Source organism: Streptomyces liangshanensis, assembly GCF_011694815.1.
GTDB classification, from domain to species: domain Bacteria; phylum Actinomycetota; class Actinomycetes; order Streptomycetales; family Streptomycetaceae; genus Streptomyces; species Streptomyces liangshanensis.
Genome location: NZ_CP050177.1, coordinates 4,885,829 through 4,898,488, shown reverse-complemented (window position 1 = coordinate 4,898,488; position 12,660 = coordinate 4,885,829). Strand labels below are relative to the sequence as shown.

At 71.8% G+C, this 12,660-nt stretch carries 9 protein-coding genes and 1 tRNA gene; 5 read left to right on the top strand and 5 right to left on the bottom strand.

Going from position 1 to position 12,660, the window contains the following annotated elements:
• Window positions 1-96 precede the first annotated feature (96 nt).
• From HA039_RS21225 to HA039_RS21215, 3 genes are all read left to right on the top strand, one after another.
• Entirely contained in the window at window positions 97-1,206 is a 1,110-nt protein-coding gene (locus HA039_RS21225; RefSeq protein ID WP_167037263.1) for an SGNH/GDSL hydrolase family protein, read from the top strand.
• A gap of 320 nt (window positions 1,207-1,526) precedes the next feature.
• The gene (locus HA039_RS21220) at window positions 1,527-2,747 is read left to right on the top strand and encodes an acetyl-CoA C-acetyltransferase (protein WP_167032402.1); all 1,221 of its coding nucleotides are present in this window, start codon (window positions 1,527-1,529) and stop codon (window positions 2,745-2,747) included.
• A gap of 317 nt (window positions 2,748-3,064) precedes the next feature.
• On the top strand, window positions 3,065-4,012 hold the full coding sequence (locus tag HA039_RS21215; protein WP_167032401.1) for a hypothetical protein: 948 nt from the start codon (window positions 3,065-3,067) through the stop codon (window positions 4,010-4,012).
• Here HA039_RS21215 and HA039_RS21210 read toward each other — a convergent pair.
• From HA039_RS21210 to HA039_RS21200, 3 genes are all read right to left on the bottom strand, one after another.
• Complete coding sequence (locus tag HA039_RS21210) at window positions 3,996-4,352, bottom strand: hypothetical protein (protein WP_167032400.1); 357 nt, start codon at window positions 4,350-4,352, stop codon at window positions 3,996-3,998. The genes HA039_RS21215 and HA039_RS21210 overlap by 17 nt on opposite strands.
• Before the next feature lie 189 nt (window positions 4,353-4,541).
• A complete protein-coding gene (locus HA039_RS21205) occupies window positions 4,542-5,420 on the bottom strand; it encodes a Bax inhibitor-1/YccA family protein (RefSeq protein WP_167032399.1) in 879 nt (292 codons plus the stop codon).
• Between the two features lie 204 nt (window positions 5,421-5,624).
• Window positions 5,625-5,708: transfer RNA gene (locus HA039_RS21200), tRNA-Leu, on the bottom strand.
• A gap of 365 nt (window positions 5,709-6,073) precedes the next feature.
• Between HA039_RS21200 and HA039_RS21195 the strand changes: the two genes are divergently transcribed.
• Both HA039_RS21195 and HA039_RS21190 read left to right on the top strand, forming a co-directional pair.
• Complete coding sequence (locus HA039_RS21195) at window positions 6,074-6,844, top strand: ABC transporter ATP-binding protein (RefSeq protein WP_167032397.1); 771 nt, start codon at window positions 6,074-6,076, stop codon at window positions 6,842-6,844.
• Window positions 6,845-6,923: 79 nt separating this feature from the next.
• Window positions 6,924-9,467, top strand: coding sequence for an ABC transporter permease (locus HA039_RS21190; protein ID WP_167032394.1), 2,544 nt, complete (start codon window positions 6,924-6,926; stop codon window positions 9,465-9,467).
• Between the two features lie 110 nt (window positions 9,468-9,577).
• Here HA039_RS21190 and HA039_RS21185 read toward each other — a convergent pair whose 3' ends face one another.
• The gene (locus tag HA039_RS21185) at window positions 9,578-10,897 is read right to left on the bottom strand and encodes an SAM-dependent methyltransferase (RefSeq protein WP_167032391.1); all 1,320 of its coding nucleotides are present in this window, start codon (window positions 10,895-10,897) and stop codon (window positions 9,578-9,580) included.
• Window positions 10,898-11,162: 265 nt separating this feature from the next.
• Window positions 11,163-12,548, bottom strand: a complete 1,386-nt coding sequence (locus tag HA039_RS21180; protein ID WP_167032388.1) for an NAD(P)/FAD-dependent oxidoreductase — start codon at window positions 12,546-12,548, stop codon at window positions 11,163-11,165.
• Window positions 12,549-12,660 lie beyond the last annotated feature (112 nt).

The window sequence follows — 12,660 nt, the reverse complement described above, 5'->3', positions numbered from 1 at the left end:
ACGGGGCAGTTAGCTGGTGTACGTACTCACGCGTAGGGCGCGCGGCGTACGGCGTGCGGCTAGGAGGAGGTGGCTCGGACTGTGTCAAGGGCGAGGGTGGCACGGCGGATCGCGGCGGGCGCGGCCTACGGGGGCGGGAGCATCGGCCTGATCGGCGCGGCCGGTGTGGGGATCCTGCTGGCGGAGGCGCAGCTGGCGAAGCGGTCGGTGGGCGGCGGGATCGCACCCGTACCGCCGAGCGGCAACGGGTGGTACGGCCTGGCCTTCGGGCACACCGACCCGCTGCGGATGGGCATGCTGGGCGATTCGACGGCGGCGGGGCAGGGCGTGCGCCGGGCGGGGCAGACCCCGGGGGCGCTGCTGGCCTCGGGGCTGGCGGCGGTCGCGGAGCGGCCGGTGGACCTGCGGAACGTGGCGCTGCCGGGGGCGCGGTCCGACGACCTGGACCGGCAGGTGACGCTGCTGCTGTCCGGCGCGGAGCCGCCCGAGGTCTGCGTGATCATGATCGGCGCGAACGACGTCACGCACCGGATGTCGGCGACCCGCTCGGTGCGCTACCTGTCGGCGGCGGTACGGCGGCTGCGGACGGCGGGCGCCGAGGTGGTCGTCGGGACCTGTCCGGACCTGGGGACGATCGAGCCGGTCTACCAGCCGCTGCGCTACCTGGCCCGCCGGGTGAGCCGGCAGCTGGCGGCGGCGCAGACGATCGTGGCGGTCGAGCAGGGCGCGCGCACGGTGTCGCTGGGCGACCTGCTGGGGCCGGAGTTCGCGGAGAACCCGCGGGAGCTGTTCGGCCCGGACAACTACCACCCGTCGGCAGAGGGGTACGCGACGGCGTCGATGGCCGTGCTGCCGACGCTGTGCGCGGTGCTCGGCCTGTGGCCCGAGACCGATCACCTCGACGTCTCGCGTGACGAGGACATGCTCCCGGTGGCCAAGGCGGCGTCGGCCGCGGCGTCCCGCGCGGGCACCGAGGTCGCCGGGGCCCGGGGGCCGTGGGCGCTGCTGAAGCACCGGCGGCGCAGGCACCCGGTCACGCCGGTGGACGCGGCTTCCGAGGGCGTCGCCTCCGCCGTTTCCCCCGAGACGGGTCCGCACGACATCACCCCCCACGGCTCGACCGCCGTGGACCGGAACGCCGAATCCCCGGCCGAGGCGCGGCGCTCCCGCGGGGCGCGCCAGGGCACCACCCCCCAGCAGACCTGAGGGCCGTACGCCACCGGTATCACGGGAGTGGCGCATACCGATCATGGGAGGCCGCCACCCCCGAAAGGTGGCGCGCGAATCGCGCCAGAGTCGGCCCGCGATCCGGTGCGCGGCAGAAACCGACCGCGCGCCCCGGTACGCCGGGCGCGCGCGTGCGCTTCGTGTACGCCCCCGTACGCAGCGCCCGCACCCCCCTGCTGAGCAAGCGCTTAGAAAAGAGGCCCGCATCACACGACCGGCTCGGTGACCCGCGCTCTACGTACGGGTAACTTCCCAGACAGTCCCGATTTCCGCCGTTCAGCCACTCTGGGAGCCGCCCGATGCCCGAAGCCGTGATCGTCTCCGCCGCCCGTTCCCCCATCGGCCGGGCCTTCAAGGGCTCGCTCAAGGAGCTGCGCCCCGACGACCTGACCGCCACGATCATCCGGACCGCACTCGACCGGATCCCGGAGCTGGACGCCCGCGACATCGACGACCTGATGCTCGGCTGCGGGCTGCCGGGCGGCGAGCAGGGGCACAACCTGGGCCGGATCGTCGCCGTCCAGATGGGGATGGACCACCTCCCCGGCTGCACGATCACCCGCTACTGCTCCTCGTCGCTCCAGACCTCCCGCATGGCCATGCACGCCATCCGGGCCGGCGAGGGCGACGTCTTCATCTCGGCCGGCGTGGAGATGGTGTCGCGCCAGGTCAACGGCTCCTCGGACGGCATGCCCGGCACGCACAACCCGCTCTTCGCGGACGCCGAGGCGCGTACGGCCGAGGTCGCGGGGAGCGAGGGCGCGGGCTGGCACGACCCGCGCGAGGACGGCCTGGTCCCGGACGCGTACATCGCGATGGGGCAGACCGCCGAGAACCTGGCCCGCCTCAAGGGCGTCACCCGCCGGGACATGGACGAGTTCGGCGTACGGTCCCAGAACCTCGCCGAGGAAGCCCTCAAGAACGGCTTCTGGGAGCGCGAGATCACCCCCGTCACGACCCCTGACGGCACCGTGGTGTCCAAGGACGACGGCCCGCGCGCCGGGGTCACCCTGGAGGGCACGCAGGCGCTCAAGCCGGTCTTCCGCCCCGACGGCCTGGTCACGGCCGGCAACTGCTGCCCGCTGAACGACGGGGCCGCCGCGCTGGTGATCATGTCCGACACGAAGGCGCGCGACCTGGGCATCACGCCGCTGGCCCGCATCGTCTCCACCGGGGTGACCGGCCTGTCGCCGGAGATCATGGGCCTCGGCCCGGTCGAGGCGTCCCGGCAGGCGCTCTCCCGCGCCGGCCTGACCATCGGCGACATCGACCTGGTCGAGATCAACGAGGCCTTCGCCGCGCAGGTCATCCCGTCCTACCGGGACCTGGGCGTTCCGCTGGAGAAGCTCAACGTCAACGGGGGCGCGATCGCCGTCGGCCACCCCTTCGGCATGACCGGCGCCCGCATCACCGGCACGCTGATCAACAGCCTCCAGTTCCACGACAAGCAGTTCGGCCTGGAGACGATGTGCGTGGGCGGCGGCCAGGGCATGGCGATGGTGATCGAGCGCCTGAGCTGAGCCCGCGCGGGCCGCGCCGGGACGCCCCGGTCCGGCGGCGGGCCGCTGACCTGGCACGGAGAGGCCGGGCGGCGGCCCGCCGCCTCCCCCGGACCCCTCCCGCCAACCCCGTCGATCCCCAGCCGTGACTGAATCTCCCCCAGGATGTGACCTCTCGCACGGGGAGATTCGTTGGCGCCGTTCAGGTCCGCGTGGAGACTAAACCTAAGGCCCAAAGACCTGTCCCATTCATGACGTAATGCACTGACGGCGGGCCCCGCACCCACGACAAGCTGAACTAGGAAGTCGGGGGTATCGATTGAGATCGGGAGTAGTCAGTGAGCGCCATGTCTCTTGCCCTGCTGCTGACCACGGCCGCCGCGACGGCCGTGGGAGTCGCCGCACTGCACGCCGCCCACGGGCTGCGTCGCGAGGTGGCCGCCCTGCGCGGTGAGCTGGCCGCGAACCCTGCCGGGCCCGCCGCATCCGTACCGCAGGCCAGAAGTGCCACACCCACCGAGGAGATACGTTCCGCCGTCGCCGAGGCCCTGGCCGAGGAGCGCGAGCGCGAGCTGGCCGAGGCGCGTGCCTTCTGGGCCGCCCAGGAAGCCCGCGACGCCGCCGACGCCCCGTCCCTGCTGGGCGGGCTCGCCGGGCTCGGCACCGAGGAGGGCGGCCCGTTCTACGTGCCCCGCCAGGCCGACTTCGCCGGACTGGAGTCGCTGGAGTCCGTGGACGCGCTGGACTCCCTGGAGGCGCTGGACCTCGACGCCCTGGACGGCGGGTTCACCGACGGGGACGACTCCTTCGCCGACCTGCCCGAGCTGAGCGGGGTCAGCGAGGTGAGCGAGTTCGCCGGGGAGTACGCCGAGGACTCGCCCGAGCTGGCCGCCGCCCGTCGCCGGCACCCCTCGCACCCGGACTTCGTACCGGTGCAGACCCCCGTCGTCACCGACCACGAGCGCACCGTGGCCCGGCTGGAGGAGCTGGCCGCGACCGGTACGGCACTGGCGGACGTACGGCCGGGGCCGCTGGGCACGCTCGACGTCTACGTCTTCACCGACGGCACCACGCTCTGCATGACGCCCGGCCACCGCGAGACCGCGGAGCGGCTGGCCGAGTCCCTGCGGCAGGGCGGCGCGCCGTTCCTGCTGGGCGGCTCGGGAGTCTCCGGGGCGTACACCCTGACCTTCTCGACCGGCGGTCCCGCGGGCGGCCTCGACGCCAGCCGGGACGCCGGGGAGCACATCTACATCCTCGCGGACCGCGTCATAGCCTCGCTCTAGTCACGGCCCGCTCCACCGACCTCACGGCCTCGTCCAGCTCCGCCAGGGACGGGGCCGTTCGCAACGCCTCCACCAGGTCGGCGGCGGCGACGGTGAGCTGGTCCGCGACGGCGAAGACCCCCGCGTCGGGCATGAGCCGGGGCTCGGCCGCGGGGGCCGCGCCGCTCCCCTCCGCGCCGGCGGCCGCGGCCGCCTCCAGCCGCTGGGCCCGTACGGACAGCTCCCTGGCCAGCGCGAGCGCCTCCTCGGCCGCGCCCCTCTGGAGCTTGCTGCGGGGGGCGGAACGCAGCCGGTCGGCGAATCGGTCCACGGCGGCCGTCAGGGGCGTTGTATCGAGCACGCGGCGACCCTACGCGGCCGCCCTCGGCGGGGACCAGCCGTACCGGCGCGCGTACGGCCCCCACGGGCCGGGCCCGTGGGGGCCGTGGGCACGCGAAGGGGTCCGTGGCACCGGCCACGGACCCCTTCGCGTATGTCAGCCGCCGCCGGGCGCCGTCAGGCGTCGTCGGGCGCGGTCCCCGGAGGGACGTCAGTCGTTGCCCTGGAGGATCGAGAGGATCCGCAGCATCTCCGTGTAGATCCACACGAGCGTCACGGTGAGGCCGAAGGCCGCCAGCCAGGACTCCTCGCGCGGAGCGCCGTACGCGACGCCGTCCTCGACCTGCTTGAAGTCCAGCGCCAGGAAGCACGCGCCGAGGATGATGCCGATCACGCCGAAGAGGATGCCGAGGCCGCCGCTGCGGAAGCCGAGGCCGTCCCCGCCGCCGAACAGGGAGAACAGCGCGTTGGCCGCCATCAGGATCAGGAAGCCCATCGCCGCGGCCATCACGAAGCCGTAGAAGCGGCGGGTGACGCGGATCCAGCGGGCGCGGTACGCGATCAGCACGCCGGCGAAGACGGCCATCGTGCCGAGCACGGCCTGGATGACCACACCGGGCGCGATGTACGTGCTCACGGCGTTGCTGATGACCCCGAGGAAGACGCCCTCGAAGGCGGCGTACGCGAGGATCACCGCCGGGACCGGGGTGCGCTTGAAGGACTGGACCATCGCGAGGACGAAGGCGACGAGGGCGGCGCCGATGGCGATGCCGTACGACTTGCCGAGGTTCGCTTCGTCCACGGGCAGGAGGACCCAGGCCAGGACCGCGGTGAGCACGACCGTGCCCAGCGTCATGGCCGTACGGGTCACGACGTCGTCGATCGTCATGACGTCGGCGCGCGGCGGCGCCTGCGGGCCGCCGACCTGCGCGCCCTGCTGAGGGGCGTACGGGTTGGTCGCGTACGGGTTCGTCGCGTAGGGGTTGGTTCCTACGGCGGGGCCCCCGGCCTGCGGTGCCGCGGTGAAGCCCGCTCGGCCGTTGTCGCGGCTGAAGCCCCGTCGCGAGAAGACCGGGTTGCTGCTCCTCATCTCACTCCTCCATGGCCACCCAGCGCGGCCTTGGCACAAGAGTAATGGGCGAGCAAAAGGAACACCCTACTGCTCCGGGAGGATCTTTCCGTGATCGTGACCCCGAAGGGGGTGCCGTCGGTCACACCCGCGGGGCGCGCCGCCCGGGGAGAAGACGCCTGACCGGAATGGGGGCTTCCGGTGGGGAACGAGAAGTCGGATATGTGCCCGGAACCGGACTTGAACCGGTACGCCCCGAGAGGGGCAGCGAGGTTTAAGCTCGCCGTGTCTGCATTCCACCACCCGGGCGTGGCGCGGCTCCGCGTTGGCACACGAGCATATCGGGGCGCGCGCCCCGAATTCTGGTTCCGTGGCGCGATGTTGTCTTATTTTACTGACACCTGAGGGTGCGTCAGCACATGGAATGAGCCATCGGCACATGGTGGGCGCGGGTGGTCATCACCTACCGCGGCGTACGGAAATGACGAAAAGTCGCCGCCCGGTCACTCAGGTCGTACCTGCGTCAGGGGTGGTGTCATCCCCCAGGAGGAGCCGGGCGGCCTCCACTCAGCCCCAAGAGGGCCCCGGGAACGGGCATCGGGGCTGACGACCCGTGGCCGGGGGGCCGACACGATGAAGGGGTCCACTCAGCGCACCGACAGGAGTTCCCCGCCGTGACCACCACCCCGCTCGCTCACCGCGCCACCGCCGTGGCGGCCCGCGCCTCCGAACTGTCGAAGGTCTACGGACAGGGCGAGACCCAGGTGGTCGCCCTCGACCGGGTCAGCGTCGACTTCGGACAGGCCGAGTTCACCGCCATCATGGGCCCGTCCGGGTCGGGCAAGTCGACGCTGATGCACTGCGTCGCCGGTCTCGACAGCTTCAGCTCCGGGTCGGTACGGATCGGGGAGACCGAGCTCGGCTCGCTCAAGGACAAGCAACTCACGCAGCTGCGCCGGGACAAGATCGGTTTCATCTTCCAGGCGTTCAACCTGCTGCCCACGCTGTCGGCGCTGGAGAACATCACGCTTCCCATGGACATCGCCGGCCGCAAGCCCGACAAGGCGTGGCTCGATCGGGTCATCACGATGATCGGCCTGGCCGACCGTCTCGGGCACCGGCCCACCCAGCTCTCCGGCGGCCAGCAGCAGCGCGTCGCCGTCGCCCGTGCCCTCGCCTCGCAGCCGGAGATCATCTTCGGTGACGAGCCGACCGGGAACCTGGACTCGCGCGCCGGCGCCGAGGTGCTGGGCTTCCTCCGCAACTCGGTGCGGGAGCTGGGCCAGACGGTGGTCATGGTGACGCACGACCCGGTGGCCGCCTCCTACGCCGACCGGGTGATCTTCCTCGCCGACGGCCGGATCGTCGACGAGATGCTCCACCCCACCGCCGACGGCGTGCTCGACCGGATGAAGGCGTTCGACGCCAAGGGCCGTACGAGCTAGGGCCTGTCGCCCCTGGCCCGGTCCGCCCGTACCCGCACCCCGCCCGTCCCACCCGGCCCATCCCACCAGGACTCCCACCATGTTCCGTACCGCCCTGCGCAGCGTGCTCGCGCACAAGGCCAGACTGCTGATGACCGTGCTCGCCGTGATGCTCGGCGTCGCCTTCGTCTCCGGCACCCTGGTCTTCACCGACACCCTCGGCAACGCCTTCAGGAACCAGTCGGCCAAGAGCTACAAGGACGTCTCCGTAGCGGTCAGTTCGCACGACGGCCGCGACAACTCGGAGGGGAAGGCCGGCAGCCGGACCCCCGGCATCAGCGCCGCCACGCTCACGAGGATCGGCGCCCTGGACGGCGTCTCCTCCGTCGTCGGCCGGGTCGACGGCTTCGCCGGGGTCGCCGACCGGGACGGCAAGCTGATCGGCAACGGCTGGTCCAACGCCGGAGCCAACTTCGCGCCCGCCAAGGACGGCAAGGACCCCGCGTACACCTTCACCGGGGGTACGGGACCGACCCGGGACGACCAGATAGCGCTCGACCGCGCGACCGCCGACAAGGGCGGCTACCAGGTCGGCGACACCGTGCGCGTCGGCACCAACGGCCCGGTGCGCGAGTTCACCCTCAGCGGGATCTTCACCACCGAGGACGGCGCCGTCAACGCGGGCGGCAGCCTCGTCCTCTTCGACACCGCCGTGGCGCAGAAGCTCTACCTGGAGCCCGGCTTCTTCCAGAACGCCAACGTCAGCGCCGAGCCCGGCGCCTCCGACGCGGCCGTCCTCGCCGGGGTCAAGAAGCTCCTGCCGGACAACGCCACGGCCCAGACGGGCAAGCGGCTCTCGGAGGACCAGGCCGCGGACATCGAGAAGGGCCTCTCCAGCCTCAACCAGATGCTGCTGGCCTTCGCCGCCATCGCGCTGTTCGTCGGCGTCTTCCTGATCTCCAACACCTTCACCATGCTGGTCGCCCAGCGCACCAAGGAGCTGGCGCTGCTGCGCGCCGTCGGCGCCTCCCGCCGCCAGGTCAAGCGCTCGGTGCTGACCGAGGCCGCGGTGGTCGGCGTGATCGCCTCGGCGGTCGGCTTCGTCGTCGGCCTGGGCCTGGCGACCGGACTGCGGTCCGCCATGGGCGCGTTCGGCGCGCAGATCCCCGCGGGCCCGCTGGTGGTCTCGCCGACCGCGGTCGCCGCGGCCTTCGGCGTCGGCGTGCTGATCACCGTGCTCGCCGCCTGGCTGCCGGCCCGCCGCGCGGCCAAGATCCCGCCGGTCGCCGCGATGAGCAGCGTGCACGCGGTGGCCACCACCAAGTCGCTGGTGGTACGGAACTCGATCGGCGGCGCCCTGACCCTCCTCGGGTCCGCCGGGATCGTCGCGGGAGCCGCCGCGGGCTCGGACGGCCGGATGCTCATCGGGGCGGGCGCGTTCCTCGCGATGATCGGTGTCATCGTGCTCATCCCGCTGCTCTCGCGCCCGGTCATCGCGCTCGTACGGCCGCTGCTCCAGGGCGCGTTCGGGGTCTCGGGCAAGCTCGCGGGCCAGAACGCGGTACGCAACCCGCGCCGTACCGGAGCCACCGCCTCCGCGCTGGCCATCGGCCTCACGCTGGTCACCGGCCTCACCGTCCTCGGCGTCACGCTCGGCTCGGCCGTGGACCGGATGACCACGGACAACATCCGCGCCGACTACCTGGTGCAGATGGCGAGCGGCGGCAGCCTCGACCCGTCCGCCGTCACCGCGCTGGACAAGGCGCCGGGCGTCAGCGCCCTCTCCCCGCAGCAGTCCGCCGGCATCAAGGTGAAGGGCGAGTTCCACTCCGTCTCCGCCGTCACCCCCGGCGACATCCAGCGGCTCTTCACCGTCCCCACCGTCTCGGGCTCGCTGGACACCCTCGCCCGGGGCGAGATCGCGGTCTCCGACAAGACGGCGAAGTCCAACCACTGGCGGACCGGTGACACCCTGCCGGTGACGTACACCGACGGAAAGCCGGGCTCACTGCGGATCGGCGCCACGTTCGAGGAGAACTCGTTCCTCTCGCCCGTGCTGGTGTCCACGGACGTCGTCAAGGGCCACGAGTCCAAGCCGTACATCTCCGAGGTGTGGGTCGCGACGAAGGGCGGATCGAGCGCCGCGCACGAACAGGCGCTGGTGGACGCGCTGGGCGACAACCCCGGCATCAGCGTCAAGGACCGGCAGGACATCAGGAACACGTACGGCGGCTTCATCAACACCGCGCTGAACATCATGTACGGCCTGCTGGCGATGGCCCTGATCATCGCCGTCCTCGGGGTCATCAACACCCTGGCCATGTCGGTCTTCGAGCGGCAGCAGGAGATCGGGATGCTGCGGGCCATCGGTCTCGACCGGGGCAAGGTCAAGCGGATGATCCGGCTGGAGGCCGTGGTCATCTCGCTCTTCGGCGCGGTGGTCGGCGTGGGGCTCGGGTCGTTCCTGGGCTGGGCGATCGGCCGGACGATCGCGAGCTCGATCCCGGGGTACGCGCTGGTCGTCCCCTGGGAGCGGATCGGGATCTTCCTGCTGCTGGCCGGGGTCGTGGGGGTGCTGGCCGCCCTGTGGCCGGCGCGCAGCGCCGCCCGGCTGAACATGCTGACGGCGATCAAGACCGAATAGCGGTTCTCCGCGGGAGCGACGAGCGCCGGACGGGCCTGGGTCCCCGTCCGGCGCTCGTCCGTGTCGTGAGCGCCCTGTCAGCGCCCTGTCAGTGCCCTGCTAGTGCCCCGTCAGCGCCAGTCGCGGGCGCGCAGCGGCATGCCCGACGCGCCCTTCTCCGCGGGCCGTACGGCCAGGATCTGGTTGACCCCGATCCGGTTGGTCTCGAAGGAGAGGGCGGACGCGGCCATGTAGAGCCGCCACACGCGGGCGCGGCCCGGGGAGGTGGCGCGGACCGCGCGGTCCCAGTGCTTCTCCAGGTTGGCCACCCAGCGGCGCAGGGTCAGGGCGTAGTGCTCCCTGATCGACTCGACGTCACGGGCCTCGAAGCCCGCCTCCTCCAGGGTGGCGACGGTCCGGCCGAGCGGGGCCAGTTCGCCGTCGGGGAAGACGTACGCGTCGATGAAGTCGTCCATGCGGTACTCGTCCTCGTTCTTCTCGGGCCGGCGGGCGATCTGGTGGTTGAGCAGCCGGCCCCCGGGCTTGAGGAGGGCGTACAGGTCGTCCGCGTACTCGCGGTACTGGACCGAACCCACGTGTTCGGCCATGCCGATGGACGAAATGGCGTCGTACGGGCCGTCCTTGACGTCCCGGTAGTCCTGGACGCGGATGTCGACCAGGTCCGTGAGGCCCTCCTCCGCGACGCGCTCGCGCGCGTACGCGGCCTGTTCCCGGGAGAGGGTGATGCCGGTGACCCGGACGCCGTACTCGCGGGCCGCGTGCAGGGCCATCGAGCCCCATCCGCACCCCACGTCGAGCAGCCGTTCCCCCTTCTTGAGCGCGAGCTTGCGGCAGACGAGGTCGAGCTTGTCGCGCTGCGCGTCCTCCAGGCCGCTCCCGGCGTCGGGGGCGCCGCCGGTGCCGGGGCCCGCGTCCCAGTAGGCGCAGGAGTAGACCATGGACGGGCCGAGGACCAGGGAGTAGAAGTCGTTGCCGACGTCGTAGTGGTGGCTGATGGCTTCCTTGTCGCGGCGCTTGGTGTGCAGCCCGCCGTGCCGCCGTCTGATCTCCTCGGGGGGTGGGGCGGGCGCCGGCCACGGCCCCGCGATCGCGACCAGCCCGCGGGCCGCGGCCCGCATCCGGGGGTCGAGGACGGGGTGGACCGCGTCCTTCACGTCGGTGTCGCGCTCCCAGATGAGGCCGGCGAGCCGCTCCAGCAGCGCGTACAGGTCGCCGTCGACGTCGATCTCGCCGGCCACCCACGCGCGGGCCAGGCCCAGTTCGCCGGGCTTCCACAGGAGGCGGCGCAGGGCCCGGCGGTTGCGGATGATGAGGACGGGCGCGTTCGGCGGTCCCGACTCGCTGCCGTCCCAGGCACGGATACGGACCGGGAGCGGCGCCCCCAGCAACTCTTCGGCAAGAGTGGTCAGCCGCACCGCGGCGTCGGCCATGGCGTACACCTCCGTGGTGGTGGATACCGGACATACACAACACCACGTAAACACCGGAGGGCGTCCCGCGCAGTCCCGACAGCGCGCAATGAGAAGGTAAAACAGGTGCATTCACCATGCACTTTTACGGTCGCCCTACCGGACCCTCGGCGGGCCGGGCCGGCCCCGTCCGGGACCGCGGCGGGCCCGGACGCGGTGAAGGGCCGCCCGCACCACGGATGGCGGGCGGCCCTTCACCGGGTCGCAGTCGTACCGGCGCCGCCGGTCAGGAGGCCTTGGCCTTCTCCTGCGCGGGCTGCGCGGCGGCAGCGGCCGGGGCCGGCTTCGCGGCCTCGTAGAACTCCTCGCGGGGCGTCTCCATGGCGCCGAGCGAGACGACCTCGCGCTTGAGGAACATCGCGAGCGTCCAGTCCGCGAAGACCCGGATCTTGCGGTTCCAGGTCGGCATGGCCATGCCGTGGTAGCCACGGTGCATGTACCAGGCCAGCCGGCCCTTGAACTTGATCTTCATCTTGCCGAGGACGATCATCGCGACGCCCTTGTGCAGCCCCAGGCCCGCGACCGCGCCCTTGTTGGCGTGGCTGTAGTCCTTCTGCGGGAAGCCCCGCATGCCGGACATCACGTTGTCGCCGAGGACCTTCGCCTGCCGGAGCGCGTGCTGCGCGTTCGGCGGGCACCAGGCGTTCTCCACGCCGGCCTTGCGGGCGGCGATGTCCGGGACCTGGGCGTTGTCGCCGGCGGCCCAGATGTAGTCGGTGCCCTGGACCTGGAGCTTCTCGCTGGTGTCCACGTGGCCGCGGGGGCCGAGCGGGAGACCGTAGCGGGCGAGCGCCGGGTTCGGCTTGACGCCGGCCGTCCAGACGATCGTGTTGGAGTCGACCTCCAGGCCGTTGTTGAGCACCACGTGACCGTCGACGCAGGAGTCCATGCCGGTCTTGAGGTAGATCTCGACGCCGCGGCCCTCGAGGTGCTCCTTGCCCCACGTGCCCAGCTTCGGGCCGACCTCGGGGAGGATCTTGTCGGCCACGTCGACGAGGACGAAGCGCATGTCCTCGCGCGTGACGTTCGAGTAGTACTTGGCCGCGTCGCGGGCCAGGTCCTCGACCTCACCGATGGTCTCCGCGCCGGCGAAGCCGCCGCCCACGAAGACGAAGGTCAGCGCCTTGCGGCGGACCTCCTCGTCGGTGGTGGAGTCGGCCTTGTCCAGCTGCTCCAGCACGTGGTTGCGCAGGCCGATGGCCTCCTCGATGCCCTTCATGCCGATGCCCTGCTCGGCGAGGCCGGGGATCGGGAAGGTACGGGAGACCGCGCCGAGCGCGACGACCAGGTAGTCGAAGGGCAGCTCGTAGGCCTCGCCGACGAGCGGCGCGACCGTGGCGACCTTGCGGTCCTGGTCGATGGTCGTGACCCGGCCGGTGAGCACCTCCGCCTTGGGCAGCACGCGTCGCAACGGGACGACGACATGCCGAGGCGAGATGCTGCCGGCGGCAGCTTCGGGGAGGAAGGGCTGGTACGTCATGTACGAGCGAGGGTCGACGACCGTGACGGTCGCCTCCCCGTAGCGCATCTTCTTCAGAATGCGACGAGCTGCGTACAGGCCTACGTACCCACCGCCTACAACGAGGATCCTGGGACGCTCCGTGGTGCTCATGCCATCGAGTATCCACCCCCCTCGGAGGGGGTGCTCGTGAGCCCCTTCACAAGGTGTTGGGTACCCCGTGCTACACTGCGCGGCCGCCTTGCCGGGAGACCCCTTTCCCGCC